General features: G+C 69.2%; 24 protein-coding genes and 4 tRNA genes. 13 read left to right on the top strand and 15 right to left on the bottom strand.

The features are described from left to right. The first annotated feature begins 4 nt into the window (after positions 1–4). Together ACQY4O_RS11215 and ACQY4O_RS11210 are read left to right on the top strand one after the other, a co-directional pair. On the top strand, positions 5–1468 hold the full coding sequence (locus ACQY4O_RS11215; RefSeq protein WP_428376453.1) for a homospermidine synthase: 1464 nt from the start codon (positions 5–7) through the stop codon (positions 1466–1468). Between the two features lie 4 nt (positions 1469–1472). Continuing rightward, a complete protein-coding gene (locus ACQY4O_RS11210) occupies positions 1473–2588 on the top strand; it encodes a hypothetical protein (RefSeq protein ID WP_428376452.1) in 1116 nt (371 codons plus the stop codon). On the opposite strand, the gene ACQY4O_RS11205 is transcribed toward ACQY4O_RS11210, so the two are convergent. Together ACQY4O_RS11205 and ACQY4O_RS11200 are read right to left on the bottom strand one after the other, a co-directional pair. Continuing rightward, positions 2548–4278, bottom strand: a complete 1731-nt coding sequence (locus tag ACQY4O_RS11205; RefSeq protein ID WP_428376451.1) for a CHAD domain-containing protein — start codon at positions 4276–4278, stop codon at positions 2548–2550. The two genes, ACQY4O_RS11210 and ACQY4O_RS11205, sit on opposite strands and share 41 nt — an antisense overlap. Positions 4279–4378: 100 nt before the next feature. After that, positions 4379–4453: transfer RNA gene (locus ACQY4O_RS11200), tRNA-Thr, on the bottom strand. A gap of 182 nt (positions 4454–4635) precedes the next feature. Between ACQY4O_RS11200 and ACQY4O_RS11195 the strand changes: the two genes are divergently transcribed. From ACQY4O_RS11195 to ACQY4O_RS11185, 3 genes are all read left to right on the top strand, one after another. Beyond that, positions 4636–6042, top strand: coding sequence for a paraquat-inducible protein A (locus ACQY4O_RS11195; RefSeq protein WP_428376450.1), 1407 nt, complete (start codon positions 4636–4638; stop codon positions 6040–6042). Positions 6043–6146: 104 nt separating this feature from the next. Next, a complete protein-coding gene (locus ACQY4O_RS11190; RefSeq protein ID WP_428378174.1) occupies positions 6147–7802 on the top strand; it encodes an intermembrane transport protein PqiB in 1656 nt (551 codons plus the stop codon). After that, positions 7799–8482: a PqiC family protein gene (locus ACQY4O_RS11185; protein WP_428376449.1), complete on the top strand. Its 684-nt coding sequence runs from the start codon at positions 7799–7801 to the stop codon at positions 8480–8482. Before ACQY4O_RS11190 ends, ACQY4O_RS11185 begins: the two co-directional genes overlap by 4 nt. 27 nt (positions 8483–8509) lie before the next feature. Here the strand turns inward: ACQY4O_RS11185 and nusG are convergent, their stop codons facing one another. From nusG to ACQY4O_RS11170, 3 genes are all read right to left on the bottom strand, one after another. Next, the gene (nusG, locus tag ACQY4O_RS11180) at positions 8510–9040 is read right to left on the bottom strand and encodes a transcription termination/antitermination protein NusG (protein ID WP_428376448.1); all 531 of its coding nucleotides are present in this window, start codon (positions 9038–9040) and stop codon (positions 8510–8512) included. 10 nt (positions 9041–9050) lie between these two features. Continuing rightward, the gene (secE, locus tag ACQY4O_RS11175) at positions 9051–9245 is read right to left on the bottom strand and encodes a preprotein translocase subunit SecE (RefSeq protein ID WP_428376447.1); all 195 of its coding nucleotides are present in this window, start codon (positions 9243–9245) and stop codon (positions 9051–9053) included. 90 nt (positions 9246–9335) lie between these two features. Then, a tRNA-Trp gene (locus ACQY4O_RS11170) sits at positions 9336–9412 on the bottom strand. A gap of 229 nt (positions 9413–9641) precedes the next feature. On the opposite strand from ACQY4O_RS11170, the gene ACQY4O_RS11165 reads away from it, so the two are divergent. Next, positions 9642–9715: transfer RNA gene (locus ACQY4O_RS11165), tRNA-Gly, on the top strand. A gap of 23 nt (positions 9716–9738) precedes the next feature. Further along, positions 9739–9930 (top strand): hypothetical protein, encoded by a 192-nt coding sequence (locus ACQY4O_RS11160; protein WP_428376446.1) that lies wholly within the window; start codon positions 9739–9741, stop codon positions 9928–9930. 12 nt (positions 9931–9942) lie between these two features. Here ACQY4O_RS11160 and ACQY4O_RS11155 read toward each other — a convergent pair whose 3' ends face one another. The 3 genes from ACQY4O_RS11155 to ACQY4O_RS11145 all read right to left on the bottom strand — a co-directional run bounded on the left by ACQY4O_RS11155 (position 9943) and on the right by ACQY4O_RS11145 (position 11293). Continuing rightward, positions 9943–10554 carry a DUF2459 domain-containing protein gene (locus ACQY4O_RS11155; protein WP_428376445.1) on the bottom strand — a complete coding sequence of 204 codons (612 nt, stop codon included), beginning with the start codon at positions 10552–10554 and terminating at the stop codon, positions 9943–9945. A gap of 53 nt (positions 10555–10607) precedes the next feature. Next, positions 10608–10988 carry a response regulator gene (locus ACQY4O_RS11150; protein ID WP_428378173.1) on the bottom strand — a complete coding sequence of 127 codons (381 nt, stop codon included), beginning with the start codon at positions 10986–10988 and terminating at the stop codon, positions 10608–10610. A gap of 65 nt (positions 10989–11053) precedes the next feature. Beyond that, positions 11054–11293, bottom strand: coding sequence for a hypothetical protein (locus tag ACQY4O_RS11145; RefSeq protein WP_428376444.1), 240 nt, complete (start codon positions 11291–11293; stop codon positions 11054–11056). A 312-nt stretch (positions 11294–11605) separates the two neighbouring features. On the opposite strand from ACQY4O_RS11145, the gene ACQY4O_RS11140 reads away from it, so the two are divergent. Beyond that, positions 11606–11797: a hypothetical protein gene (locus ACQY4O_RS11140; RefSeq protein ID WP_428376443.1), complete on the top strand. Its 192-nt coding sequence runs from the start codon at positions 11606–11608 to the stop codon at positions 11795–11797. Positions 11798–11852: 55 nt separating this feature from the next. On the opposite strand, the gene ACQY4O_RS11135 is transcribed toward ACQY4O_RS11140, so the two are convergent. Continuing rightward, the gene (locus ACQY4O_RS11135; protein WP_428376442.1) at positions 11853–14699 is read right to left on the bottom strand and encodes a response regulator; all 2847 of its coding nucleotides are present in this window, start codon (positions 14697–14699) and stop codon (positions 11853–11855) included. A gap of 265 nt (positions 14700–14964) precedes the next feature. Between ACQY4O_RS11135 and ACQY4O_RS11130 the strand changes: the two genes are divergently transcribed. Continuing rightward, positions 14965–16551, top strand: a complete 1587-nt coding sequence (locus ACQY4O_RS11130; RefSeq protein ID WP_428376441.1) for a protein adenylyltransferase SelO — start codon at positions 14965–14967, stop codon at positions 16549–16551. A gap of 3 nt (positions 16552–16554) precedes the next feature. Here ACQY4O_RS11130 and ACQY4O_RS11125 read toward each other — a convergent pair whose 3' ends face one another. Both ACQY4O_RS11125 and ACQY4O_RS11120 read right to left on the bottom strand, forming a co-directional pair. Continuing rightward, positions 16555–16998 (bottom strand): hypothetical protein, encoded by a 444-nt coding sequence (locus ACQY4O_RS11125; RefSeq protein ID WP_428376440.1) that lies wholly within the window; start codon positions 16996–16998, stop codon positions 16555–16557. 155 nt (positions 16999–17153) lie between these two features. After that, positions 17154–17324, bottom strand: coding sequence for a hypothetical protein (locus ACQY4O_RS11120; protein ID WP_428376439.1), 171 nt, complete (start codon positions 17322–17324; stop codon positions 17154–17156). 250 nt (positions 17325–17574) lie between these two features. On the opposite strand from ACQY4O_RS11120, the gene ACQY4O_RS11115 reads away from it, so the two are divergent. Next, complete coding sequence (locus ACQY4O_RS11115) at positions 17575–18936, top strand: hypothetical protein (RefSeq protein ID WP_428376438.1); 1362 nt, start codon at positions 17575–17577, stop codon at positions 18934–18936. Positions 18937–18996: 60 nt separating this feature from the next. On the opposite strand, the gene ACQY4O_RS11110 is transcribed toward ACQY4O_RS11115, so the two are convergent. Beyond that, positions 18997–19082, bottom strand: a tRNA-Tyr gene (locus ACQY4O_RS11110). A 105-nt stretch (positions 19083–19187) separates the two neighbouring features. Here ACQY4O_RS11110 and ACQY4O_RS11105 point away from each other — a divergent pair. Beyond that, on the top strand, positions 19188–20015 hold the full coding sequence (locus tag ACQY4O_RS11105; RefSeq protein ID WP_428376437.1) for a TrmH family RNA methyltransferase: 828 nt from the start codon (positions 19188–19190) through the stop codon (positions 20013–20015). Positions 20016–20304: 289 nt separating this feature from the next. Here the strand turns inward: ACQY4O_RS11105 and ACQY4O_RS11100 are convergent, their stop codons facing one another. The 3 genes from ACQY4O_RS11100 to ACQY4O_RS11090 form a co-directional block, all read right to left on the bottom strand. Then, positions 20305–21360 carry an IS110 family transposase gene (locus tag ACQY4O_RS11100; protein ID WP_428374762.1) on the bottom strand — a complete coding sequence of 352 codons (1056 nt, stop codon included), beginning with the start codon at positions 21358–21360 and terminating at the stop codon, positions 20305–20307. 238 nt (positions 21361–21598) lie between these two features. Further along, positions 21599–22432 (bottom strand): serine O-acetyltransferase, encoded by an 834-nt coding sequence (gene cysE, locus ACQY4O_RS11095; RefSeq protein ID WP_428376436.1) that lies wholly within the window; start codon positions 22430–22432, stop codon positions 21599–21601. Between the two features lie 86 nt (positions 22433–22518). Beyond that, positions 22519–23811, bottom strand: a complete 1293-nt coding sequence (locus tag ACQY4O_RS11090) for a UbiH/UbiF/VisC/COQ6 family ubiquinone biosynthesis hydroxylase (RefSeq protein ID WP_428376435.1) — start codon at positions 23809–23811, stop codon at positions 22519–22521. A gap of 258 nt (positions 23812–24069) precedes the next feature. Here ACQY4O_RS11090 and ACQY4O_RS11085 point away from each other — a divergent pair, with 258 nt between their 5' ends. Further along, positions 24070–24408, top strand: a complete 339-nt coding sequence (locus tag ACQY4O_RS11085) for a P-II family nitrogen regulator (protein ID WP_138325363.1) — start codon at positions 24070–24072, stop codon at positions 24406–24408. A gap of 110 nt (positions 24409–24518) precedes the next feature. Then, the gene (locus ACQY4O_RS11080) at positions 24519–25844 is read left to right on the top strand and encodes an ammonium transporter (RefSeq protein ID WP_428378172.1); all 1326 of its coding nucleotides are present in this window, start codon (positions 24519–24521) and stop codon (positions 25842–25844) included. Positions 25845–25971 lie beyond the last annotated feature (127 nt).

Below are 25971 nucleotides of genomic sequence, written 5' to 3'. Positions count from 1 at the left end.
GGTGATGACAGGGCCTCCCGCCGCCGCGACGCCGCCCGGACAGCAGCTCCCGGGCGTGCGGGACATGCACCACGTCGCATTCGACGGCCGGCTCGTCATGCTCGGCCTGGGCAGCATCGGCCAGGGCGTGCTGCCGCTGATCCTGGCGCATATCGACATGCCCCGCGAGCGCATCACCATCGTCACCGCGGATGCGCGTGGCGGCGCGGTGGCGGCGGCACTCGGCATCCGCATCCTGGTGCAGCCGCTCGACCGGCGGAACTACCGCGCGGTGCTCGCTCCCCTGCTCGGCGCCGGCGATTTCCTGCTCAACCTGTCGGTCGACGTCTCCTCGGTCGCGCTGATCACGCTCTGCCGCGCGTGCGGCGCGCTCTATCTCGATACCTGCATCGAACCCTGGGCCGGCGGCTATACCGATCCCGCGCTGACGCCTTCGCAACGCTCCAACTACGCGCTGCGGGAGAGCGCGCTGGCGCTCGCGGCGGGCGGCAATTCCGGACCCACCGCGGTGGTGGGACACGGCGCCAATCCCGGCCTGGTCTCGCATTTCGTGAAGCAGGCGCTGCTCGAGATTGCGCACGATACCGGGGCGAAGAGCGACACTCCCGTCTCGCGCGCGGGATGGGCCGAGCTCGCGCAGCGGCTCGGCGTGCAGGCCATCCATATCGCCGAGCGGGACACGCAGGTCGGCAACGTCGCCAAGCGCCGCGGCGAGTTCGTCAACACCTGGTCGATCGACGGCTTCGTCGGCGAAGGCTGCCAGCCGGCGGAACTGGGCTGGGGTACCCATGAGGGCGCACTCCCCATCGACGGCCGCCGGCACGATTTTGGCTGCGATGCCGCGATCTACCTGATGCGGCCGGGTGCGTCGGTGCGGGTGCGCAGCTGGACTCCCCTCGAAGGCCCGTTCCACGGATTCCTGATCACCCACAACGAGTCGATCTCGATTGCCGACTACTACACGGTGCGCGATGGCCGCGATGTGCGATACCGTCCGACCGTGCACTACGCCTACAATCCGTGCGACGACGCGGTGCTGTCGATCCATGAGCTGGCCGGGCGCAACTGGCGCCTGCAGCCGACGCAGCGGCTGATGATGGACGAGATCACCGGCGGCATGGACGAGCTCGGCGTGCTGCTGCTCGGGCATTCGCGCGGGGCGTACTGGTATGGCTCGCGCCTTGCCATCGACGAGGCGCGCCGCCTGGTGCCGTACAACAACGCGACCAGCCTGCAGGTGACCGCCGCGGTGCTGGCCGGTCTGGTCTGGGCGATCGAAAACCCGGGCTGCGGACTGGTCGAGGCCGATGCGCTGGATCATGCGCGCATCCTGGACATCATGCGGCCCTATCTCGGAGACCTGGTCGGGGTCTATTCCGACTGGACGCCGCTGCTGGATCGCGCGCGGCTGTTCGCGGAGGATCTCGACCACGCGAGGCCGTTCCGATTCAGCAACATAAGGGTCTAGGCCCTTGCCGGCACTGCAGGTCGTCGATGCCGAGATCATCGTGTACCGGTTGTTCGACTTCGCCTATGCCGCCGACCTGGTGCGGGCCGAGGCGATCTGGCGCCAGCATACCGGCGCCAGCAGTGCCCGCAGAACCCTGCGCGTCACCTCGCCCAAGGCGATCTCCTACGACGTGCCACCCCTGGTGCTGCCGCTGGAACCGGTGCGGCTCACGCTCGCGGACGGCGAAGTGACCGCGACCGCGACGGCGCGCCTGTACGATTTCGGTGTACTCACCATCGCCTTCTCGGTGACCGCAGGTGGCTGCGACTGGCCCGGCTTCACCGACCGGCTCAACGCCGTTGACGCCGCGATCGGACCGAGCTCGCCGCATCCGGTCTGGAGCCGGATCAATGCGGAACTGCACGAGGTACTGGCATCGGCCTTGACGCGACCGGCGCGGTCGATCCTGCAGGAGGACTACCTGGTCGGCGTGGTCCGCGCCTTCGATGCGCCGATCGGCGCCGTGGCACTGATGGAACGCTGCGACCTGGTGCCGCTGCTGTCGGGCGAGAGGCGTGCGCTGTCGGAGGCCGCGCGCGCCGACCTGCTGCGCAAGCGCTTCTCGTACTATACCGACGATCTTGCGGTGCTGACCTGGGATCGTGCCTTCATCTACGAACCGCGTGGCGATTCCGACGTGCTGGATGTGATCGAGGTCGCGAACGCGCAGTTGCTGGAGATGCGCTACTATGACGAGCTGCTCGATGACGAGCTGCCCAGCATGTACGACCTGGTGGAAACCACCCATCGCATCGGCGGCCTGCTGAGCTCGCGCCGCTTTGCCAGCCTGGCACGGCGGCTGTACACGCTGGTCGCCGAAGTCACCGAGCTGACCGAGAAGGTCGACAACGCGCTGCAGGTCACCGAGGACGTCTATCTCGCGCGCATCTATACCGCAGCACTCGACCTGTTCCGTGTCGGCACCGTCAGCGCCGCGGTGGACCGCAAGCTTGCGATCATCCGCGATACCTACGCCGCCCTCTACGAGGAGGCCTCCAGCAGCCGCGCGGCGGCGATGGAGTTCATCATCGTGATCCTCATCCTGGCCGAGGTGCTGCTGGCGTTGATCCGGCACTGAGCGGTTTCGATACCTTGGGCCAGAACGGCTGCAGGGTCTTGAACCGCTGCCATTGCGCCGCCAGCGTATCGAGGTTGACGAGCTCCTCGCGGGCCTGCCAGCCGATCACCACGCCGATGGCCTGGTGGATGCCGCCGGCGCTGCCCCGACCGCCGAGTTGCACCAGCAGGGGCCTGGTCTCGGCGGCGTCATGGTCGAGGCCGAGCGCCTCCTGCAGGCGGCTCAGCCGTCGCACGAAACGATGCGCGCGACCCGAGGCCTCGAACAGCGGCAGGAAGAACTCGATGGCGTAGCGCAGCTTCTTCAGCGTGATGCGCAGCTGGTGACGCTCGGTGGCCGACAGGCGCCTGAAGTGCGCGCCCTGCCTGAGCGCCTTGCGATGCAGGCGGCCCAGCATGCCGGCGGCCACCAGTGAAGCGGGATCCGCCAGCAGCGCCAGCCCGTCCGGGGTGACCTCGTTGCGCCAGCCGCGCCGCGCCGCCCACTGGCCCAGGGTGAGCTGGAAGCGGCTGAAGCGCGGCGCCGTGATCAACGCCGTGACGGTCCGGTAGGCGCGCGCGCGCGGCGCCTCGGCCGCCTGCCGCAGCGCCTGGAAATCCGGGCCGCCGCGGGGCGCCCGGGTGCGTTGCGTCAGGGTGTCGTTCAAGGTGCTGGCCAGGAAGACATCCCAGCCCCGCGCCGGGCCGAGCTGAGCGGCAGCCCACTTCGCCTCGCGAGCCAGGCTTGCCATGGTGCCGGACGGCAGGTCGCGGCGCAGCAGCGACAGCGCCGAGCGCACACGGCGCAGCGCGACGCGCATCTGGTGCACGCCATCCGGCGTGCGGGCGTTTTGCGCGACGCCCTGGTTGGCCTGCAGATGCGTCTGGCATGCAGCGAGGATGGCCGCGATCGCATCGTCCATCGCCAGCGCCGGCGTCAGGCTCGAGGCGGTCGCCTTTGCCGCCCGCAGGTGGGTTTGGGTGGCCAGCGCGTAGCCGAGCAGGGCCGTGCTGTCGGCGCCGATCCGCAGCGGCGCCACGTCGAGCAGCCGCAGCGCGACCTCGTACAGCGCCGATGCCTCGCCGGCGTGCAGCACCAGGCCGATCCGGTCGATGCCTTGGTGCCGGCCCTGGGCCTCGATGCCGCCATCCTCGAAGACGACATCGACCAGGGAACCGGGGACCAGGGAGTCGGGGGCCAAGGCGTCCGGCATCGCGAGCCGGCGCGTGTGGCGGCGTATCCTGGCTGTGCAGACCAGCGCCAGCGGACCGCGCAGCAGCGCCTCGCGCACCGCCGGCGGCAGCCAGTCGGCCTGCAGGGCCCCGAGATCGGCCAGGTCCGGCAGAGCGCTCGCCACGCTGCACGACCAGGTGCCGGACGCTGCACTCGCCTGGCTCGCGCGCCCCGACAGCGTCTGGATGAAGCGGCGGCCGAGCGTCCGCACCCGCAACGACAGATTTCCCCTGAACAACAAGCGGTCCGGCGTGTCGTAGTACGTGGTCTCGATGCGTCGCGTGATGCCGGCGTTGCGGGCGTGCCGGGCGATCACCGGCGCACGCCGCAGCAACGCGACGCTCTCCGGGTCCGGTTGCAGCCACAGGCGCCGCGGTTCGGCCTTGGCCGCTGGCGCCGCCTGGGACGCAACCGGGACGTCCTGCGCCGCAGTGCTCTGTGGGTCGGTCGGTTCAGAATTGGCCCGCGTGACCTGCATAAGTGCAAGTATGCCGCAAGGGAGCAGGGCCACAAGGCAGGGCCGACGCGGCAGCAATTTCGAGCCGGCGGTTTCCAATAAAAGACACCGACGGGGACAATGGTGCCGACACTCGGAATTGAACCGAGGACCTACTGATTACGAATCAGTTGCTCTACCCCTGAGCTATGTCGGCAGACTGCATGCGCCCTATACAAAACCAGGGCCGTTGCTGCAACCTGAACACCGGTCATCGCCTGTTGATGATTGCCTGGCATACTGCTTGTCGACCCCGATGCCCCGCATTATCTGCCCGGGCGTACATCCTTGGAGGCCCCCGGTGCCTGAACTGATCCGCCAAGCCGGCATCCTCCTGCCGTGAGCACCGCCACCGCTAGGATGCGCGCCCTGCTCGGGGTGCCCGGATCGACCCTGCGCGGGCTGCCGCAGCTCTGCGAGTGCCACGGCTGCGGCCTGGTGCAGCGCTCGCGGGACCTGCAGCCCGGACAGATCATGCATTGCGAGCGCTGCGACACCAAGCTTGGCGTCCGTCGTAGCAATCCGCCGATCGCGACCCCGCTGGCCTTCTGCCTCACCTCCGCGGTGCTCTACCTGCTGAGCATCACGCAGCCCGTGCTGACCATCAGCATCTACGGTCGCTCGCGCACCATCACCTTGTTCACCGGGCCGATCGAGTTGCTGCGTGACGGGTGGGGCATCGTCGGCGGCCTGATCGCGCTGGTCACCATCGTGCTGCCGGCGGTCGTCATCCTGCTCATGCTGGGCATCCTGTTCGGCGCCCTGCACCACCGGCTGCCCTTGCGGGTCACCGCGATGATGCGCTGGTACGACCGGTTGCGGCCCTGGTCGATGATCGAGGTCTATATGCTGGGCGTCCTGGTCGCCTACACCAAGCTGATCGACCTCGCCGACATCCAGGTCGGGGTCGCGGTGTATGCCCTGGCCGGCCTGATGCTGACCCTGGGGGTGACGGATTCCACGCTGGATACGGACGTGATCTGGTCGCGTCGCCGGGTGCGCCTTGCGCACCGCCACCCGGTGCATCGTCCCTTCGGACCGGAGATCGACATCCATGAGGTGCCGCCGCCGCCGGAGCACATGGTCTCGTGCCTGTCCTGCGGGCTGGTCTGCTGCTCGCCCACCAGGCTCTCCTGCGAGGAGTGCGTCGGAGCCTGTCCGCGCTGCGGCGCGAGGCTGTACCGCCGCAAGCCGGACAGCGTCAGGCGGACCATGGCGCTCATCTTCAGCGCCGTGGTGCTCTATCTGCCGGCCAACGTCCTCCCGGTGATGACCATCATCAAGCTCAACCGGGGCGGCGACCACACCATCCTGCAGGGTGTCGGCGAGTTATATGACGCGGGGATGCTGCCGCTCGCCCTGCTGGTGTTCTTCGCCAGCGTCACCGTGCCGGTGCTCAAGGTCCTGGGCCTGTGCGTAATGTGCTTTGCGACCTGGCGCGGATCGGCCAATCGCCTCGTGCTGCGGTCCAAGCTGTTCCGCATCATCGATTTCGTCGGGCGCTGGTCGATGATCGACGTGTTCATGATCTCCATCCTGGTGGCAGTGGTGCATTTCGATGCCCTGGCCAATGTCAATGCCGATGCCGGGATGATGTCTTTCGCCGCGGTCGTGATACTGACCATCTTTGCAGCCGACTGCTTCGACCCGAGGGTCATGTGGGACGCCGCCGGCCTGAACGGACCGGCCTTCGGGGAAACGCGGTCGCCAGCGCGCGCCGCAAGGGCGGAGCGAGCACAGGCGTGAGTGGGAATACAGGCGGTCCTCCGGGACGAGGAGAACCGGGGAACCAGGGCGCCCCCGGCGGTGGCGGCGTCGGCGGCGAGCCGCCTGCGAGCGGGAATGGCGGCGTGCCGGAGGCGGGGGCGCGGCCGACGCGCTTCTCCCTGATCTGGCTGATCCCGATCATCGTGGTGGCGATCGGGGCCTATCTCGGCTGGGAGACGATCTCGCGGCGCGGCCCCGAGATCACCATCCAGTTCGACAGTGCCGACGGCCTGACCGCCGGCCAGACCCAGGTCAAGCACAAGGCGGTCGGCCTCGGCACCGTCGAGGGGATCGAACTCAGCAGGGACCTGCAGCACGTCGACGTGCGCGTGCAGATGAGCTCGCGGTCGGCACCGATGCTCACCCGTAACGCCAAGTTCTGGGTGGTCCGGCCGCGCCTCAGCGGCGCCAGCGTCAGCGGCCTCGAGACCCTGGTGTCGGGCGCCTTCATCGCCATCGATCCCGGCAGGCCCGGCGCGGAGATCGGCGAGACGCGTTTCGAGGGCCTGGACTCGCCACCCGGCGTGCGGTCCGACGAGCCGGGCCAGACCTTCACCCTGATGACCGCCTCGCTCGGCTCGCTCGGCCAGGGGTCGCCGGTGTTCTTCCGCGACGTGCAGGCCGGCGAGGTGCTCGGCTACAAGCTGCCCGCGAACGGGCGCGGCCCGATCCCGGTGCAGGTGTTCGTCAAGCATCCCTATGACGGCTTCCTGCGGCGCGACACGCGCTTTTGGGACGTGTCCGGCCTGCGGGTGGATTTCGGCGGCAGCAGCGGGCTGCATCTCCAGGTCGAGAGCCTGCAGGCCCTGATCTCGGGCGGCGTGGCCTTCGGGCTGCCGAGCGAGCGCCGCAGCAAGCAGTCCGAGACGGCTCCGGGGGGCACGGTGTTCAAGCTCTACGAGAGCAGGCAGGCCGCCGACACCGCCGGCTACCATGAGCGGGTGCATGTCGTGACCTACCTGCGCAGTTCGGTGAAGGGACTCGATGCCGGCAGCCCGGTCGAGATGTTCGGCATCCAGGTCGGCGAGGTCACCGAGGTCAAGCTGCAGATCGACCAGAATACCGGCGATGCCCAGGTCCGGGTGGCGATGGAGGTGCAGCCCGAGCGGGTGCTGTCCGACCAGGAGATGCAGGGCAGCTCGATCCTCACCATCACCCAGGCGATGGTGAACCGGGGTCTCCGTGCGGAGACCGACACCGACAATCTGCTCACCGGCAGCGCGATGATCTCGCTGAGCTTCGTGCCCAAGGCGCAGCCGGAGAAGATCTCGCTCGAGGGCAACGCGATCGTGCTGCCGAGCCAGTCGGGCGGCATGGCCGGGATCATGGACAGCCTGTCGACGGTGTCGGCCAAGCTGGCCGCATTGCCGCTGTCGCAGATCGGCGACAGCCTGAGCAGCCTGCTGGCGCACGCGGATGCCACGGTGGCGAGCCCGCAGCTCAAGCAGGCGCTGGTCGAGCTCAACCAGACCTTGGCAAGCACCAACCACCTGGTGCAGAGCGCCGACCACGGCCTGACCCCGTTCCTGCAGCGGCTGCCGCAGATCTCCGGCCAGTTGCAGAAGGCGATCGACAACGCCAACGGCGCGCTGGCCACGTACGGCGGCAACTCCGATTTCCACAACAGCCTGCAGCGCACGCTCGACCAGCTCAGCGCCACGGCCCGTTCGGTCCGCTCGCTTACCGACTACCTGAACCGCCACCCCTCGTCGCTGATCTTCGGCCGGAGCAACCCATGAGACATCTGGCCCCAATTCTGCAGCATGGGGTCCAGCCGCACGGGGTCCAGCAGCAGGGGATCCGCCCCGCCCGGCATGCCGTCCGGCGCCGCGCCATGCTGGCTGGCATGCTGGGGGCAGCCATGCCGTTGCTGCTCGCCGGATGCGGCGGGTCGGAGCCGAGCTACTACACGCTGGCATTCGTGCCCGGGCAACCGGGCGGCGGCGGCCCGCTGTCGGTCGAGGTGCGCACGCCGAGTGTCGCACCCAGCCTGCAGCGCGACCATATCGTGCGCAACGACGAGGACTACCGGCTGCGCACGGTCGAGGACGCCGCCTGGGCGGACGCGCTCGACGAGATGATCGGCCGCACGCTGGCCCTCGACCTGAGCCAGCGCCTGCCGGGCGCCGGCGTGTTCACCCAGGGCAGCGCGATCTCGACGACGCCGACGGCGCTGGTGGAACTCGACGTGCAGCGTTTCGCGGCCGACAGCGCTGGCCGCGCCGAACTGCAGGCGACGCTCTCGGTGCATCGCCCGGATAGCGGGCCGGCCGGCAGCCGCAGCCTGCATCTCACCCGGCAGCCGGATGGTCCCGGGACCGCCGCCCTGGTGGCCGCCCTCAGCACGCTGCTGGGACAGGCGTCCGATCAGGTCGCGGAGATGCTCCGGGCCATGCCGCCGGCGCCGCCACCGGCCTGACCGTTACGCTGCTTCAGGCCTGACGGCTCACACCTTCTCGACCTGCCCGTATTCCAGGTCCACTGGAGTGGACCGGCCGAAGATCGACACGCTGACCTTGAGGCGGCCCTTCTCCTCGTCGACATCCTCGACGGTGCCGTTGAAGCTGGTGAACGGACCGTCGGCGACACGCACCTGCTCGCCGATCTCGAACAGCACCGACGGACGCGGGCGTTCGACGCCTTCCTGGGTCTGCTTCATGATCCGCTCGGCCTCGGCCTCGCTGATCGGCGACGGGCGCATGCGCGTGCCCAGGAAGCCGGTGACCTTCGGCGTGTCCTTGACCAGATGCCAGGCATCGTCGGTCAGTTCCATCTTCACCAGCACGTAGCCGGGGAAGAACTTGCGCTCGGCGCTCACCTTCTGGCCGCGCCGGACCTCGAGCACTTCCTCGGACGGCACCAGCACCTCGTCGAAATGATCAGCCAGGCCCTTCTGCGCGGCCTGCTCCTTGATCTGCTGGGCGATCTTCTTCTCGAAACCCGAATAGACGTGGACGACGTACCAACGCTTCGCCATGACCTGCTCCTCAGCCCCCCAGGCCAAACAGGGCGCGCACGCCCAGGCCGATGATCTGGTCGACCGCAAAGAAGAAGATTGCGGTGATCGCCGCCATCGCCAGCACCAGGCCGGTGGTCACCAGCGTCTCACGGCGGGTCGGCCAGGTGACCTTGGTCGCCTCGGACCGCACCTCGCGGATGAATTTCGCAGGACTGACCGCCACGCCGCACCTTCCAGACACCAGACATCCGAACCCGTCCAGAGCGGGCGGGACCGTGGCCCATAACATTTCTGTTCCGGACAGGCGGCCAAGTGGCAGGGGCGGAGGGTCTCGAACCCGCAACCTCCGGTTTTGGAGACCGGCGCTCTAGCCAATTGAGCTACACCCCTGCATCGCCGCCTTCGCGGTCCCCTCCCACCCAAGCTGAGGGCTGGAAGAATGACCGCCTGAACCCGGCGCAGGGGGCGTAAAGAAGCTGAGCGGGGCGCAAAGTCAAGACCCCGGCGCGCGCATCAACGCCCATATGCCGGGCTGGGCGAGGGGCTTGCAGGCCCGTGCGGGGGGACGCTAGACAGAGGCCCGGCGGGAGCCCGGCGGAGTTCGCGCTTCGCTGCCGGTGCGGGCGTAGCATAGTGGTAATGCAGTAGCCTTCCAAGCTACCGAGGAGGGTTCGATTCCCTCCGCCCGCTCCAGGGCTCGCAGACAGGAGCGGCAGATGACAGCGACCAGGATTGCCGCGGCTTCGCGCCGCACGATGATGCTGGCGGTGGCCGCCGGAGTACTGGCCGGCTGCTCGTCGTTCAGCGGCGGGTCGCAGCCGGCCCAGCCGGTCTATGTCGTGCTGCCGTCGGGCGAAAAGGTCCCAGCCTGTTCGGACGGCACCGCGCCGCCCTGCACCTCCCGGTGACGCGCCGCCGGCTCAGCGACCGCACTCGGCAACCCTGCCGACCCGATGCATGACCTGGCCGGCGAGCACGACGCCGGATGCATCGATCGGCACGCCCGCCGCGTGCAGCATCGCGGCGGTCCACGCGTTGCACGTGTATGCCATGCCATAGCCGTGGGTTGACGCGTAGAACAACGTGCCGTGCCAGGGCCGTGCCGCGATGCGCGTCGGCTGCCCGGCCCGGTCATGGTCGATGCCGGCCCAGATGGCGCCGGCCAGGTGCGGCACCTCGCCCGGTTGCAGCGCCAGCGTCACCGTCCGGACCGGGGATGCGTAGGCGATCGCCGCCGGCGCCGAGAGCGCTTCCACCTGGATGGCGCCGGGTCCCGGGAACGGGCCGAGCAGCCATTCGCTGAGATCATTCGCCGGCGCGATCATGAACGTCCGCTTGCCGAAGCCGAACACGTAGGTCGAGCCGCCCGGGAAGATCCGCCGGAAGATGCCCAGGCCCCCGGTCAGCTCGCGGGCGGGCAGCGCCAGGGCGGTATGCCAGCCCGAATCGACGATCGTGACCTCGTCGCGCAGCGCCGGCAGGCACCGCGTCGGCAGGGCGGCGGGGGAGCCGGCCGCGCACCCGGCCAGCAACAAGAGCAGCAAAGCGACGCCGGCACGGGCGCGTGCGTCGCGCGTCTTCGACGCTACCCTGGGTCCGGCGCGGCCGCCTGCACCAGCTGCCGGACCAGCTCGATCAGCTGCCGCGGCAGGTAGGGTTTCCGCAGCACCCCGTAGCCGTCTTCGCTTTCCCATTGCTCCCGGAAGACCTCCGGGCGGCCGGAGACGATCACGACCGGGAGCCGCGGCCAGACCTTGCGCATCCGGCGCGCGACGCCGGCGCCGTCGATCCGGCCCGGCATGTGGAAGTCCGTCACCAGCGCCGAGAACGGGCAGGGCGCATCACGGATCAACTCGACGGCCCGGTCTCCGCTCTCCGCCTGCATCACCTCGAAGCCGGCCTCCTGCAGGCTCTCGGTCATGACCTCCCGGATGAGAGGTTCGTCTTCGACGAGCAGGATACACACGCTTGGGTAAGCCTCGAGGCGGTCGGGTTCGCTGCTACAACTTGCGATGGAGCGCCGGGTTCGCTTCAGGACGCCGCCGATTTCTTGCGTTTCGCCGCCTGCTCGGACCGCGCCTGCCACAGCGCCATGTCGGCCTCCTTGGCAAACATCACCCGGACGCCTCGACCACCCTGGCTGACCCGTATCTTGCCGCCGTTGGTCGCCTTGTGGCCGGCAACCCATTCCAGGAATTCCGGATCCTCGCTTGTGCGGCCCTCGAACTCCAGGACGCCGGCAATCTCTTCCTCTTTGCGACGCTTGACCATCTTCAGATGCCTCCTGCACGTGCTGCGCGAACCGGACGCGCGGAAAAGGCCCCCTGCATGACAGAGGACCGTGGTCGATCCGGCCTTGAATGACTTGCGACCCCGGAGCCGGAAGCGGCGTCAGGCAACCCACGGCTGCGAAATCCAGCACGGCTCATATGGCCCGACTGGCGACGAATTGGAATGCCCCAGCGCCACGCCACGCCGCGCGCAAGCATCCGTGAGCGGCATCCGATCACAGGGAATCGCTTCGCGACGCCATCTGTCGGATAAAGCTGCTCTATCAGACGACAGGCAGAAGGACACGCCGACATGGCACAGCCCGCACCGGACGCCGGCAAGGAATACGACCACGAGACCAAGCCGGGGCAGGAGGAGAACAAGCGCCGCCGGACCGCGTCGCATGGCGGCTTCCCGACCACCCCGCCGGAGACGGCGTCTGATGAGCCGGGCAGCGCGGACATCGACGGCGCCCGGGAGAGGCTCACTCCGCGGACAGAGTGACCGACAGCGCAGAAAGCCGCGTCGGATTGCCGGCGTGGCGTATTCCCGGACGGTCTCAGGCGCGCAGGCGTTCGATGGTGGCGGCCAGTTCCTTCATCCGGTACGGCTTGCGCAGGATGGTGATGCCGCCGGAGATCGCTTCGGCGAAGTCGCTGGTTTCCGCATAGCCGGTCACCAGCAGGCAGGGCAGCTGCGGATGCGACAGGTGCGCGTGGCGGATGAACTCGATGCCGTTCATCTCCGGCATCGAGAAGTCGGTCACCACCAGATCGAGCTCCAGCCCGCTATGCAGGATGTCCAGTCCGAGCTTGGCGCTTTCCGCCGCGACGACATCGAATCCGAGGGCCCGCAGCGTCTCGACCGTGACCTCGCGCACGTCGGGATCGTCGTCGATCACCAGCAGCCTGGCGTCGGTCGGTTGCACGTCCGCAGGCGGCGTGACCGCAACGGACTGGTCCGCAACGGACTGCGGCACCGGGGCCGCGAGAGGAGCATGCAGGGCACGCGGCAGCAGCAGGCTGACGCAGGTGCCGCGACCGGCCCGGCTGGTCAGGATCGTGGTGCCCCCGAGTTGCTTGGACAGGCCATAGACCTGGCTCAGCCCGAGGCCGGTGCTCTTGCCGATCGTGCTGGTGGTATAGAACGGCTCGAAGGCACGCGCCGCGACCTCGGCACTCATGCCGCTGCCATCGTCCTGCACGGCCACGCAGGTGTAGTCGCCGGGATCGAGGTCGCCGGGCAGCCCGTCCGAGCCGGCAGGGACATTGCGGGTGCTGATCTCGATCACGCCGCCGCCCGGCATCGCGTGGCTGGCATTCACCGCGAGGTTGAGCAGGGCCATCTCGAACTGGGTCGCGTCCAGCATCACCGGCCAGAGGCCTGCCGCCAGCGTCAGCCTGACCTCGATGGCGGCACCCACGGTGCGCCTGATCAGGGCGGCGAAGTCGGTGCTCAGCCGGTTGAGGTCGCACGACTCGCGGCGCAGCGGCTGCTTGCGCGCAAACGACAGCAGGTGGTCGGTCAACTTGGCGCCGCGCTCGGCCGCCTGCTGCGCGTTGCGGAGGAATTTCTTGACGGCCGGATCGGTCGCGCGCGCCTGCGCCAGCTCGAGATTGCCCAGCACGGCGGCCAGCACGTTGTTGAAGTCGTGCGCCACCCCGCCGGTCAGTTGCCCGATCGCCTCCATCTTCTGCGCCTGCTGCAGGATCGCGCCGGTGCGCTGGCGCTCCTGCGTCTCGGCTTCCAGCACCTGTGAGCGCTGCTGCACCTTGTGCTCCAGGCTCTCGCTCAGTTCGCGGTAGTGCTCGTGCCAGGCCCGCTCCGACTTCGACCGGTGCGCGGCCTCCGCCTCGATGGCCTGCCGCAAATCGTGGGCGAGCGTCTCGTCGGCGGCGGTCCACGGATCGGACTGGCCGGTGGTGGTCTGGGTCCAGGCGGCAAAGCTGGCCCGCGGGGCAAGCCGGCCGCTGACCGGGTCGATCTCGGCATGCTGATCGGGATTGCCGGCCCAGGTCACCGTGCGCGATTGCTCCTGACGCAGCCACAGGATGACGTCCTTGCCGAGCGGGGAGAGCTCGAGCAGCAGCGCACCGCTGGCGACCGGCGCGTAGGGCGCGAATTGCGGATGCCGCAGTCCGAGATCGCCGATGGCGATCGGATCGCCGTTGCCGTGCGGCGTCGCCTGCAGGGCTGCGATGATCTGCTCGCCGACGCCGGCGTCCGGCGTGCGTCCAAAGCAGCGGCAGACACCGCCGACCCGAACCACCGCGCCGGTGGCTCCGACCAGATGCAGCAGCGCCGCCTGCGCCTTGGCCAGTGCGTCGCCGAGCGGCACCGGCGCCGCAAGCTGGTCCAGGATGGCGCGCAAGGTCGACTGCCGATTGGTCCGCGAGGCGAAGATCTCCGCATCGTGCAGGCTGCCGAGCAGCAGCGACACCACCTGTCCGACCATGTCGACCACCGCGCGCAGTTCCGGCCCGGCGATGTGCGGGCTAGAGTGATGGCAGATGATCAGGCCCCAGAGGTCGGGACCATAGGTGAGCGCCACCGTCAGGCTGGCCGCGGTGCCCATGTTGCGCATGAACTCGCGGTGGATCGGCGAGACGCTGCGCAGCGCGCTGTAGGTGAGATCGAGCGGGGTCGCGTCCTCGATGCGCCGGCCGGTCAGCAGCGGCACCGGCACGTAGGCGGCGTCGGCCACCGCGCCCACGCGTTGCAGCATGTATTGGCGGCGGGCCTGCGGCGGGATGTCGGTCGTGGGATAGTGGTTGCCGAGCCACGGCTTGAGGTGCCGGGCGTGGAACTCCGAGACCACCGCGCCATCCCCGCTCTTGCCGAAGCGGTAGATCATCACCCGGTCGTAGCCGGTGATCGCGCGCAGGCCCTTGCTGGCAAGGGTGCAGAGCGCCGACTGGCTGGTGGCGCGCTTGAAGCTCTCCAGCACCGACTGGACCAGTTTCACCGACGGCTGCTGTCCGACATCGCTGCGCGCAGGCTCGATATCGACACAGATCCGGTCGCCGGAATGGAACCCGTTCAGATGCAGCACGCGGCCCTGCGCTGTCCCGGTCGACGGCGGCGCGTCGGTCTGCATGGTGCCCAGCGAAATCCGCTCGTACGGCTTGAGCCCGAGGACGGCTTCGAGCGCGGCCGGGCCGATGATCGTCGAGAGGTCACTCCCCAGCACCGCGGCGGGAGGACGTCCGAGGATGTCGGCGAGGTTGGCGCTGCAATGCGTCACCCGCAAGGACTGGATGCGCGCCGCCAGGACGGCGCCATGCGGCTGCGTGGCACCCGGGATATGGATGGGCTCGCGCTCGCAGAATTCCCGGTCGAGGCCCACCGGCGCCTTGCCGCCTGGCGCCTTGCCCCCTGGCAGCTGCGGCGGCAGGGTGAGTGGCACCGGGCCGTCCGGCACGCAAGGCTGTCGTGCAGGCGGCCCGGGCATCACGGCAGGGCCCAACCGCGCTGTCACGCGGCTCGCCGCTCGGTGGGAATGCGCTGCACGTGTTGCCTCGATCCAATAATCGATAGATCACTGTAAGTTAATTCGACGTTAAAACCTAAGTATTAGATCATCAATCGTCTGTGAACGCCGACCCTTGGTTTGTCGCGAAGCCATCCCCACTTCCACCCGGGCACGATCCCTTGTTCAAGGTAATCCCTGCATGCCCGACTATGCTTTCCCCAACGATGCTTTCATTGGCGCATCGGATGGCGCGCAGCCGGCGCCGGCGACTTTCCGCTTCGTCAACATCTATGCGCGGCTGCCCGAGCGGTTTTTCGCCCGTCTCGATCCGACGCCGGTGGCAACGCCGCAGCTGGTCTGCCTCAACGACGCGCTGGCCGTCGAGCTGGGGCTGGACCCGCAACGGCTGGCCAGTGCCGAGGGCGTGCTCGAACTGGCCGGAACCCGGGTTCCGGACGGCGCGGAGCCGCTCGCCATGGCCTATGCCGGCCACCAGTTCGGCAATTTCGTGCCGCAGCTCGGCGACGGTCGCGCGCTGCTGCTGGGCGAGGTGATCGATCGCGCCGGCGAGCGCCGCGACATCCAGCTCAAGGGCGCCGGCCCGACGCCGTTCTCGCGTCGCGGCGATGGGCGCGCAGCCCTTGGCCCGGCGCTGCGCGAGTTCATCGTCAGCGAGGCGATGGCCGCCCTCGGCATCCCCACGACGCGCTCGCTCGCCGTGGTTGCCACCGGCGAGACGATCATGCGCGAGCGGCCGTTGCCGGGCGCCGTGCTGACCCGGGTCGCGCGCAGCCATGTCCGCGTCGGCACCTTCCAGTATTTCGCAGTGCGCCGCGACACCGAGGGCCTGCGGGTGCTGGCCGACCATGTGATCGCGCGGCATTATCCGCAGGCCGCCGAGGCGGGCGCGGCCATCCAGCCCTATCGTGTGCTGCTGGACGCGGTGATCGCCCGCACCGCGCGGCTCATCGCCGACTGGCAGTCCGTCGGCTTCATCCATGGCGTGATGAACACCGACAACATGTCGGTCGCCGGCGAAACCATCGACTATGGCCCCTGTGCCTTCATGGACAGCTTCCACCCCGGCACCGTGTTCAGTTCGATCGACGCCGGCGGGCGTTACGCCTATGGCAACCAGCCGCAGATCGCGCACTGGAACATGGCGCGTCTGGCGGAGGCGATGCTGCCGCTGCTCGATCCGGACCCGTCGGTGTCAGTCGCGGTCGCCAACGAGGCGCTGGCCCGGTTTGCGGAGCTGTTCCAGACGGCCTGGGACGATGCGTTCCGGCGCAAGCTCGGCCTCGCGACGCCGCAAGAGGGTGACCGCGCCCTGGCGCACGACCTGCTGACCTGCATGGCCGCGCAGGAGGCCGATTTCACCCTGACCTTCCGGCGGCTTTGCGATGTGCGACCAGAGGATGTGGGACCAGAGGATGCGCCTGGTCCGCAAGCCCGGCCGGAACCGCCCGAGGCCTCCCTGCGCCACCTGTTCGCGGATCCGGCATGCCTGGACAGCTGGTTGCAGGCCTGGGGGCGCCGCCTTGCAGCCGAGGATACCGCGCCCGCCGACCGTCGCCGGAGCATGCGAGCCGCCAACCCGGCCTTCATTGCGCGCAACCATCGGGTCGAGGCGAGCCTGGCCGCCGCCGAGGCCGGCGATCGCGGGCCGCTCGATGAGCTCCTGTCGGTGCTGCGGCGGCCGTTCGACGACCAGCCCGACCGCGAGCGCTACGCGGCGCCGCCGCGGCCCGAGGAGGTGGTGCGCGCCACGTATTGCGGCACCTGATCCTCAGCGGCCGCCGTGACCGAAGCCACCGCCGCCATGGCCACCACCGAAGCCGCCGCCGCCGTAGCCGCCGCGGCCATAGCCCCCGCCGTAGCCGCCGCGTCCGTAGCCCCCACGTCCGTAGCCGCCGCGTCCATAGCCCCCGTAGCCGCGGCCATAGTAGCCGCCGAAGCCGTAGCCGAAGAACGGCGCCCCCCAGGTCCAGCCGCCATAGTAGGCCGGGTAGCCATAGCCATAGGCATTGTAGGCTCCAGGATAGCCATACCCGTAGCCGTACCCGCTGCCATAGTAGTAGCCGGGATATCCGTAGCCATAGCCGTACGGGGTGACGGTGCATCCCGTCGCGGCCAGCAACGCCGCGGCGGCCGCCAGCCCGCGCAGCCGGCGGCCGGCCCTCGAACCGCGGCCCGGCGATGCCGCAGCGGGGGATCGTGTTGATGACTGCATCACGCTCACTTCTGGAAAGATAGCGCCTGGACAGACAGCGCCTGGAAACACAACAACTCGAACAGGATAATGGTGCTGAAACGTAACGCGAACATTGCAGGCGGTCTCACTTCCAGGTGAGTTCCCGCCTAGGTGCGCTCACGTCGGCGCCAAGGCTAGTCGCCGCGCAGGTAGCGGATCGTATCGACCAGGCCCGCAACCGAAATCGGCGTCACCAGCATGCAGATCGCGAGCACCACGATCAGTACGGTCACGAGGTTGTCGCCGGGGGCGCCGCGCACCGGTTTTTCGCGACGTGGCTCGAAGTCGACACCGTCGAAGGGCATGCGTGGTCGTTCTCCCTCTGGCGCGCGCGCTACCCGCATGCGGCGCCCCGGGTTCCTGCGGCCAGCATTATAGTCCCCGACCGGCGATGCCGCAGCAAAATCAGGCGCCGGCACCTTTGCGTTGCGTTAACGAACGTGCGGCACGATCGCCTGGTTCGGTGCGTGGACAACGCGCCGATTGGGGACAGCCATGCCGGCCGCCGACAGCACGCGCGACATCACCCGTGCCTTCGCGTAGGCGCGCCAGCTGGTGGCACGGGGAGCGGACGACGCTGCCAAGGCCGCCTATCTCGATGTGTTGCAGCTGCAGCCGACGCACTGCCAGGCGCTGGTCGAGCTTGGTGCGCTCGCCCTGGCCAGCGGCCACCGTTCGGCCGCCCGCGCGGCCTGGCGCCAGGCCGCGCTGCACCATCCGTCGAGTGCGCTCGCGCAGACCGCCTTCGGCAACCTGCTGATCGAGGACGGCGACAGCGATGCCGGGCGCATGCGCTTTGCCCAGGCCCTGGCGTCGGCGCCGGACTACGCGCCGGCGCACCAGGGCATGGCAAGGCTGCTGGAGGCAGCCGGCGACGCGGCCGCGGCAGCGCAGGCCCGGCAACGCGGCTTCACCGGTCATGCGATCGGCCGGCGGCGCTACCGCGGCACCGGCGAGGGCATCGCACTGCTGCTGCTGGTCTCGGCGCGTGGCGGCAACGTCCCGGTCCGGCACTGGATCGACGACCGGCTCTATGCCGTCACCACGCTGTGCCCGGAGTTCCACCCCGAGGGCATGAAGCTGCCGCCGCACCGGCTCGTGATCAATGCGATCGGCGACGCCGAGCTGTGCGGAGCGGCGCTGGCCGCTGCCGGGCGGCTGCTCGCGGCGGCACGGGCGCCGGGGATCGATGCCGCGATGGCCAGGCCGGTGCTCAATCCTCCCCAGCGCGTGCGTCTGACCGGCCGGCTGGACAACGCATCGCGGCTGGCGCGGATCGAGGGCGTGATCGCGCCGCGCATGCTGCACCTGCCGCGTGCGTCGATCGCCGCGGCCGAGGCCCTCGGCTATCCGCTGCTGCTGCGTGTCCCGGGGCTGCATACCGGGCAGCATTGCGTGCGTGTCGCATCGCATGCGGCGCTGGCACCGGCGGCGGCGGCGCTGCCGGGCGACGACCTCCTGGCCATCGGCTGCCTCGATGCGCGCAGCCCGGACGGGCTCTGGCGCAAGTACCGGGTCATGGTCATCGGCGGCGCGCTCTATCCGCTGCATCTGGCGATCTCCGCGCAGTGGAAGGTGCACTACTTCACCGCTGCGATGGCGGACGACGCCGGCCATCGTGCCGAGGAGCATCGCTTCCTGCTCGACATGCCAGGCTGCATCGGCGCGCGCGCGATGGTGGCTCTGGCCGGGATCGCCGCCGCACTCGGGCTCGACTATGCCGGCATCGACTTTGCGCTTGCCGCGGACGGCTCGGTGCTGCTGTTCGAGGCGAACGCCACGATGGTGATCAACCCGCCGGAACCCGACATGATCTGGGATTATCGCCGCCCGGCCATTGCGGCCGCCCTGGCCGCGGCCGCCGGACTTGTCGCCGCAGCCTGCGCGCACGTCGCCGATCTTGGAGGCGCTGGATGACGTCGTCCGGGATGCAGCTTCTCTCGAGCAAGTTCGGCAGGTCGGGTCGTCGGCGGAAGATGGTGGAGGGGGTTGGATTCGAACCAACGTAGGCGTACGCCAGCGGATTTACAGTCCGCCCCCTTTAGCCACTCGGGCACCCCTCCGATGCGCTGCGGGTTAAGGCTGATCGCCAGTCCTGTCAATCGAGCTTCCGGTCGCTCGAGGGCGCCGCCGTGACGCGCCGGCCAGCCCCGACTATGCTCCGCTTCATGCCCTCCAGACCTCCCTCCGGCCCGAGATCATCCCAGGCGCGGCCGACCTCGCGGACGCAGCCAGACCGCGCGCATGCCGCGCAGCATGGCAGCACGAAGGGTGGCGGCGGCCTCTGGCTCCATGGGCTGCACCCGGTCGAGGCGGCGCTGCGCAATCCGCAGCGCCGGCTGCGCCGGTTGCTGCTGACCGAGGAGGCGGAGGCGACCCTGGCAGCGCGCCTGGGAACCCGCACCGGCACGCCCTGGCCGCTGACCGTCGAGCGGACCGACCGCGCCCGGCTCGATGCCCTGCTCGGGCGCGACGCCGTGCACCAGGGCGCGGCTCTGCAGGCGGATCCGCTGGCGCCGCCGACGCTGGAGGCCGCCCTGCAGCGTCCGGGTCCGGTGCTGGTGCTGGACCAGGTCAGCGATCCGCGCAATGTCGGGGCGATCCTGCGCTCGGCCGCGGCCTTCGGCGCCGCCGCCGTCGTGGTCCAGGACCGCAACGCGCCGGAGGAGACCGGGGCGCTTGCCAAGGCGGCCTCCGGCGCGCTGGAGACCATGCCGCTGCTGCGCGCGGTCAACCTGTCGCGCACGCTGGTGGCACTGAAGGCGGCCGGCCTATGGGTGGTGGGCCTGGATGCCGGCAGTGGCATATTGGACGGCGCCGCGTTCGCCGAACGGCGCCTGGCGCTGGTGCTGGGAGCGGAAGGCGAAGGCTTGCGGCGGCTGACCCGCGAGACCTGCGACGAGATCGCCGGCCTGCGCATGCCGGGTGCGATGGAGAGCCTGAACGTCTCCAACGCCGCCGCGGTGGCGCTCTACGAACTGACCCGCCTGCGGTAGAGACCGCTGCCGTTTAGAGACTTGTGTGGACGGCTCCCTTGACGCAAGGGCAATTTGACTTCGGCGCCGCGGTCGGGTGCGGTCATGTGTCCGGCCTGTTTGCGCGGCCCATGACCGCTGGCCTTGATGCAGTTCGCGGCCTGGCTCCCAATCAGTTTCGCGCGCTCGGAGGCGCAAGACTCTAAACGGGTTCTGCCAAGCCCCGGGTTCGACCGGTTTGCCATCACGTCGTTGCTGCCCTCACACCCTGCCAGCCGCGGCGTTGGCCGGCAGGGATCCTGTTACGCCGTCAAACCACGGCCGGTGTAGCTGCTGCCGGCGTGCAATAGCTTCCGCCCCGGGCCAGCAGCGCCCAAACGATGCGCGCCGTTTTGTTAGCCTGCGCCACGGATGCGAGCCGTGCCGGGCGACGCTCCAGCACACCCTTCAGCCAGGCCACCTCCGGTGTGCTCTTGGTTCGGGCGTGGCGGATTACCGCCGTTGCACCGAGCACAAGCAACCGCCGCAGGGTTCGATCGCCCTGCTTGGAAATGCCGCCTTGGCGTTGCTTGCCGCCACTGCTGTTCTGCTTGGGCACCAGCCCGATCCAGGCGGCAAACTGACGGGCGGAGTGGAACTGGGTGGGATCGGTGACGGTGGCCACGATGGCGGAAGCGGTGATCGGCCCCACGCCGGGAATGGTCGCAAGCCGGCGGCTGACCTCGTTGTCTTTGTGCCAGGCCAGGATTGCCGCCTCGATTTCCTTTACCCGGATGCCCACTGCTTCCAACTCCGCGGCCAGCCCACGCAGGGCGTGGCGGGCCAGCGTCGGCACGCTCGCCGTGTTCTCCCCCATGAGCACGGCGACCAGGTCCGCCACGCGGCTGATCCCTTGGGGAGCGATCACGCCGAGCTCGGCCATATGCCCGCGCAACGCGTTCACCAGCATGGTTCGCTGCCGCACCAGCAGCTCGCGCGTCCGGTGCAGCATCAGCACGGCCTGTTGTTCGGCCGATTTGACCGGCACGAAACGCATGGTCGGCCGGGTGACGGCCTCGCAGATTGCTTCCGCGTCGGCTGCGTCCGTCTTGCCGCGCTTGACGTAGGGCTTGACGTAGCTTGGGGGCTTGACGTAGCTCGCCGGCATCAGCCGCACCTCGTGGCCCAGCGCCTTGATCTCCCGTGCCCAATAATGCGCCGTGCCGCACGCCTCGATGCCGACCAGGCACGGCTTCAGGCTCTTGAAGAACGCCAGCACTTCCGCCCGCTGTAGCTTGCGGCGCAGCACCGCCTGGCCGGACGCGTCAACGCCGTGTGCCTGGAACACGCGCTTGGCGATGTCCAGACCGATCGTGGTAATCTCCATGGTGGACGGCTCCTTTTGCCCGTTGCCTCAACAGCTACGAGCCTGGCACATCGATGCCGCACAGGAGCCGTCCACCGCATCAGTTTGAAAACGCCTGATGCTGGATGAGAGCGGCTCGCAGAGCCGTGCCCGGCGTGGCTTTCCGAGCACCGGAGCGGAGCGGCCTTTATGGCCGTGAGCAGCGGAGCACAGGGAAGGCGTGTCGGATCGCCAGCAGCAGGCGTTTGCAAATAGCCTCTCAGATGACGTAGTCGAGCGGCGGTAGCGTCTGGTCCATCGTGAAGGCCGGCATCGACGAGTGCTTGGTGCCGACCCGCCGGGCCGGATTGCCGACCACGGTCGTGTAGGCGGGCACCGCCTCGAGCACGATGCTGCCGGCGCCGACCTTGGCACCCTCGCCGATCTCGATGTTGCCCAGGATCTTGCAGCCGGCGCCGAGCAGCACGCCGCGACGGATCTTGGGATGCCGGTCGCCCTCGTTCTTGCCGGTGCCCCCCAGGGTCACCCCCTGCAGCAGCGACACGTCGTCCTCCAGCACCGAGGTCTCGCCGATCACGATGCCGGTGCCGTGGTCGATCAGGATGCGACGGCCGAGCACAGCCGCCGGATGGATGTCGAGCCCGAAGGCTTCGGAGACCCGGCTCTGCAGGTGGCGGGCGAGGTGCCGGCGGTCCTTGTCCCATAGCCAGTGCGCGACGCGATAGGCCTGCAGCGACTGGAAGCCCTTGAAGAACAGGAACGGCGTGGTGAGGTCCGGGCAGGCCGGGTCACGCTCCTTGATCGCCATCAGGTCGGCAGCCGCTGCCTCGACGATCAGCGGGTCGGCGCGATGCGCCTCGGTCATCAGTTCCAGCAGGGCGCGCGACGGCACCGCGCTGTCGGCCAGCTTGCGCGCGAGCAGGGCGGCCAGCGCCGAGGCGAAGCTCGGGTGGATCCGCAGGTTGAGCTCGATCAGGCTGGCCATGATCGGGTCGTGGCAGGCGCCTGCCTCGCCACGCAGCCGTTGCCAAAGCTCGGCGACGACGGGCTGGTCCACCGCGACCGGATCGGTGGTGGTCACGGTCATGTCCATGCTCGTGGTTCCGGCGCCTGCTGCTGTCCAGAAGAGATAGGGTCTAGAGGGCGCGGTTGCGAATCGGCTTCGACGCAAAGCCACGCCTATCCCATGGCCTGCGTGACGAAGGCGCGCTTGAGCCGCGGCATGCGGTGCACCGCGCCGATGCCGAGGCCGCGCGCCAGCCGAAGTGCGGGGTTGTCGCTGCTGAACAGCCGGTCCAGCACGTCGGTTGCCGCCAGCATGGCCAGGTTCGCGGGACGGCGCGCGGCCTGGTAGCGCGCCAGCAGGTCGGGCGCACCCGGGTCCTCGCCGAGGGCGACCGCCTCGACCACCAGGGCGGCCAGGGCGGCGACATCGCGGAAGCCCAGATTGAGCCCCTGGCCCGCGATCGGGTGGATGCCGTGCGCCGCGTCCCCGACCAGGGCCAGCCGCTCGGCCACATAGCGGTGCGCGTGCAGCGCTCCGAGCCGGTAGGTCCAGCGGCGGCCGACCGGGCGCACCGGGCCGAGATGCCAGCCGAGCCGGCGCTGCAGCTCGCGGGTGAAGCCGGCTTCGTCGAGGGCGGCCAGCCGCGTGGCCAGCGGTTCGCGTTCGGTCCAGACGATGGCTGAGAGATTGGCGGCTGAGAGATTGGCGGCCGAGAGATTGGCGGCCGGGAAATCTGCCCCGGCCTCGCCGCCCTGCATCGGCAGCTGCGCGAACGGGCCGCCCGGCAAGAAATGCTCGAGGGCCAGGTTGTTGTGCGGCCGCTCATGCGCGATCGCGGTGACGATCCCGGTCTGTCGGTAGGGGAACCGCGTCACCGCAATGCCAGCCTCGGCGCGCAGCGGGCTTTCGCGTCCCTCCGCCGCCACGACCAGCCGCGCCCGCACGTCCTGGCCCGAGCCGGTGACGATCCGTACGCCGTCGGCATCGCGCGCGACGTGGGCCTGGTCCGGGGCGTGCAGCCGGATCAGCGGCGAGGCGTGCAGCGCGTCGTTGAGCGCCATGCGCAGGTGGCGCGCCTCGGTCATCCAGCCGAACGGCTCGCCCGGCGCCGGCTGCTCGAAATGCAGGAACAACGGCGAGGCGGCCTGTCCGGGACGACCGTCCGACACCCGTATGCCCTCGATCGGACAGGAGCGCCGCGGCAGGCGCTGCCACACGCCGGCGGCCTCGAGCAGGCGACGCGAGCCGGCGGCGATGGCGTAGGCGCGGCCGTCGAAGTCGGGATGCTCCATCGGCGGCAACGCGGCGCGGTCCACCACGGCCACGCTAACGCCGCCGGCGGCGAGGCGGCAGGCCAGCGTGGCGCCGACCGGGCCGGCGCCGACGACGCAGACGTCGACATCGTGATCCGGCCGGCCCCTGGGCGGCTCTCCGGACGGGACGGCGAGGTGATGTTCAGGAGCCATGGAGAAAGATGCCTAGTTATTGGGCGGTCGTCCCGGACAGTCTGGCCGCGAAACGGGCCGGCGGTAAGCGGGCTGGCGCGCATGGCCGGCGCTGCCGGGGCAAAACGATGACGGCCACTTGCCGCCGCGGTCGCCCTGGCACGATTTTTGGAACGGTCGCGTGTCAAACCGGCTCTTGTCCGGCAGGGCGGCAGCTCGGTCCGGTGGGGGCTGGGCGAGGAAAGCCGAGGCAGAGTGACCAAGGCAGAGTGAGGTGGGATGAAGCTCGTTACAGCAGTCATCAAACCCTTCAAGCTCGATGATGTGCGTGAGGCCCTCACGCCGTTGGGCGTGCAGGGACTGACCGTGTCGGAAGTGAAGGGGTTCGGACGCCAGAAGGGACAGACCGAGATCTACCGGGGGGCGGAATATCACGTCAGCTTCCTGCCCAAGGTGAAGATCGAGGTCGCGGTGACCGACGACATGGTGGACCAGGTGGTCGATGCGATCCTGCAATCGGCCCACACGGGCAAGATCGGCGACGGCAAGATCTTTGTCTCCGAGATCATCCGTGCCGTTCGCATCCGGACACGTGAGACGGGAGACGACGCGCTGTGACCATGACGCAGACTGCACCAACCGCCCGGGCGGCCTCGGGTTCCGCACGCCGCCTGCCACCGTCCGCCGCTGCCGGCGTGACAGCCATCACCGGCGCCGCGCTGCTCGCCATGCTCTGCATGGCAGCACCGGCACTTGCCGCGGCACCCGCCCCGCCGCCGCCGCCGCCGAAGATCGACACCGGCGACACCGCCTGGATGCTGACCAGCACCGCCCTGGTGCTGATGATGACGGTGCCGGGCCTGGCGCTGTTCTATGCCGGCATGGTCCGCAAGAAGAACGTGCTCGCCACCCTGATGCAGGCGTTCACGGTCTGCTGCCTGGTGACCATCACCTGGACCGTCATCGGCTACAGCCTGACATTTACCACCGGCTCGCCCTATATCGGCGACCTGTCGCGCTTCATGCTCAACGGCATCGGCGCGAACATCAGCAAGGGCTCCGACATCGGCTTCACGATGGGCGCGGGCAGCTCGAACGCCACGGTGATGACGATCCCCGAGAGCGTCTACATGATGTTCCAGATGACGTTCGCGATCATCACCCCGGCGCTGATCGCCGGCGCCTTCGCGGACCGCATGAAGTTCAGCGCCATGTGCATCTTCATGGTGCTGTGGTCGCTGGTGGTCTATGCGCCGATCGCGCACTGGGTCTGGAGCCCGATCGGCTGGGTCGGCGCGTTCGGCGCCATCGACTTCGCAGGCGGCACGGTGGTGCATATCAATGCGGGCATCGCCGGCCTGATGTGCGCACTGGTGCTCGGCAAGCGCCGCGGCTACGGGCATGACGACATGTCGCCGTACAACCTCACCTATGCCGTCATCGGCGCCTCGCTGCTCTGGGTCGGCTGGTTCGGCTTCAACGCGGGGTCCGCGGTCGGCTCGAACGGCCGTGCCGGCATGGCGATGGCCGCCACCCAGATCGCGACCGCGGCCGCCGCACTCGGCTGGATGTTCGCGGAGTGGATCGTCAAGGGCAAGCCGACGGTGCTGGGCGTGATCTCCGGCGCGGTGGCCGGGCTGGTGGCGATCACCCCGGCGTCGGGCTTCGTGCTGCCGGGTGCTGCCATCATCATCGGCGTCGCCGCCGGCGTGATCTGCTTCTGGGCCTCGTCCGCGCTCAAGCACCTGCTCGGCTATGACGATAGCCTGGACTGCTTCGGCGTGCACGGCATCGGCGGCATCGTCGGCGCGCTGCTGACCGGCGTGTTCGCCTACGGGCCGCTATCGGCGACCGATGCGTCGCCGACCGGCACCGTCGGCGGGTTCGCGCAGCTGATCATCCAGTTCAAGGCGGTCTGCGTCACCCTGATCTGGAGCGGGCTGCTCTCCTTCGTGCTGCTCAAGATCATCGACCTGACCATCGGCCTGCGCGTCACCGACGAGCAGGAACTCGAGGGGTTGGACATGACCCTGCACGGCGAAAGCATCCAGTAACCAACCTGTCCGAGAATGCTACTACGGCGGTCATCCGACGCGGCTTTCTGCGCTTCCGGTGCTCACGGCCAAACGGCCGCTCCGCTCCGGTTCTCGACAGCCACGCCGGGGGGCGCCAAGAGGCGCC

The organism is Lichenicoccus sp. (genome assembly GCF_965277665.1).
In the GTDB taxonomy this organism is placed as follows: Bacteria; Pseudomonadota; Alphaproteobacteria; order Acetobacterales; family Acetobacteraceae; genus Lichenicoccus.
This window is presented reverse-complemented; position numbering and strand designations above follow the sequence as displayed.

Coding starts and splice junctions, on each gene's coding strand:
- nusG (WP_428376448.1), bottom strand. CDS start 9,040: ATGGCGAAGCGTTGGTACGTCGTCCACGTCTATTCGGGTTTCGAGAAG.
- ACQY4O_RS11205 (WP_428376451.1), bottom strand. CDS start 4,278: ATGCAGGTCACGCGGGCCAATTCTGAACCGACCGACCCACAGAGCACT.
- cysE (WP_428376436.1), bottom strand. CDS start 22,432: ATGGACATGACCGTGACCACCACCGATCCGGTCGCGGTGGACCAGCCC.
- ACQY4O_RS11145 (WP_428376444.1), bottom strand. CDS start 11,293: ATGGTCAAGCGTCGCAAAGAGGAAGAGATTGCCGGCGTCCTGGAGTTC.
- ACQY4O_RS11105 (WP_428376437.1), top strand. CDS start 19,188: ATGCCCTCCAGACCTCCCTCCGGCCCGAGATCATCCCAGGCGCGGCCG.
- ACQY4O_RS11215 (WP_428376453.1), top strand. CDS start 5: ATGACAGGGCCTCCCGCCGCCGCGACGCCGCCCGGACAGCAGCTCCCG.
- ACQY4O_RS11140 (WP_428376443.1), top strand. CDS start 11,606: ATGGCACAGCCCGCACCGGACGCCGGCAAGGAATACGACCACGAGACC.
- ACQY4O_RS11130 (WP_428376441.1), top strand. CDS start 14,965: ATGCCCGACTATGCTTTCCCCAACGATGCTTTCATTGGCGCATCGGAT.
- ACQY4O_RS11160 (WP_428376446.1), top strand. CDS start 9,739: ATGACAGCGACCAGGATTGCCGCGGCTTCGCGCCGCACGATGATGCTG.
- ACQY4O_RS11120 (WP_428376439.1), bottom strand. CDS start 17,324: ATGCCCTTCGACGGTGTCGACTTCGAGCCACGTCGCGAAAAACCGGTG.
- ACQY4O_RS11185 (WP_428376449.1), top strand. CDS start 7,799: ATGAGACATCTGGCCCCAATTCTGCAGCATGGGGTCCAGCCGCACGGG.
- ACQY4O_RS11100 (WP_428374762.1), bottom strand. CDS start 21,360: ATGGAGATTACCACGATCGGTCTGGACATCGCCAAGCGCGTGTTCCAG.
- ACQY4O_RS11085 (WP_138325363.1), top strand. CDS start 24,070: ATGAAGCTCGTTACAGCAGTCATCAAACCCTTCAAGCTCGATGATGTG.
- ACQY4O_RS11090 (WP_428376435.1), bottom strand. CDS start 23,811: ATGGCTCCTGAACATCACCTCGCCGTCCCGTCCGGAGAGCCGCCCAGG.
- ACQY4O_RS11125 (WP_428376440.1), bottom strand. CDS start 16,998: ATGCAGTCATCAACACGATCCCCCGCTGCGGCATCGCCGGGCCGCGGT.
- ACQY4O_RS11080 (WP_428378172.1), top strand. CDS start 24,519: ATGCTCTGCATGGCAGCACCGGCACTTGCCGCGGCACCCGCCCCGCCG.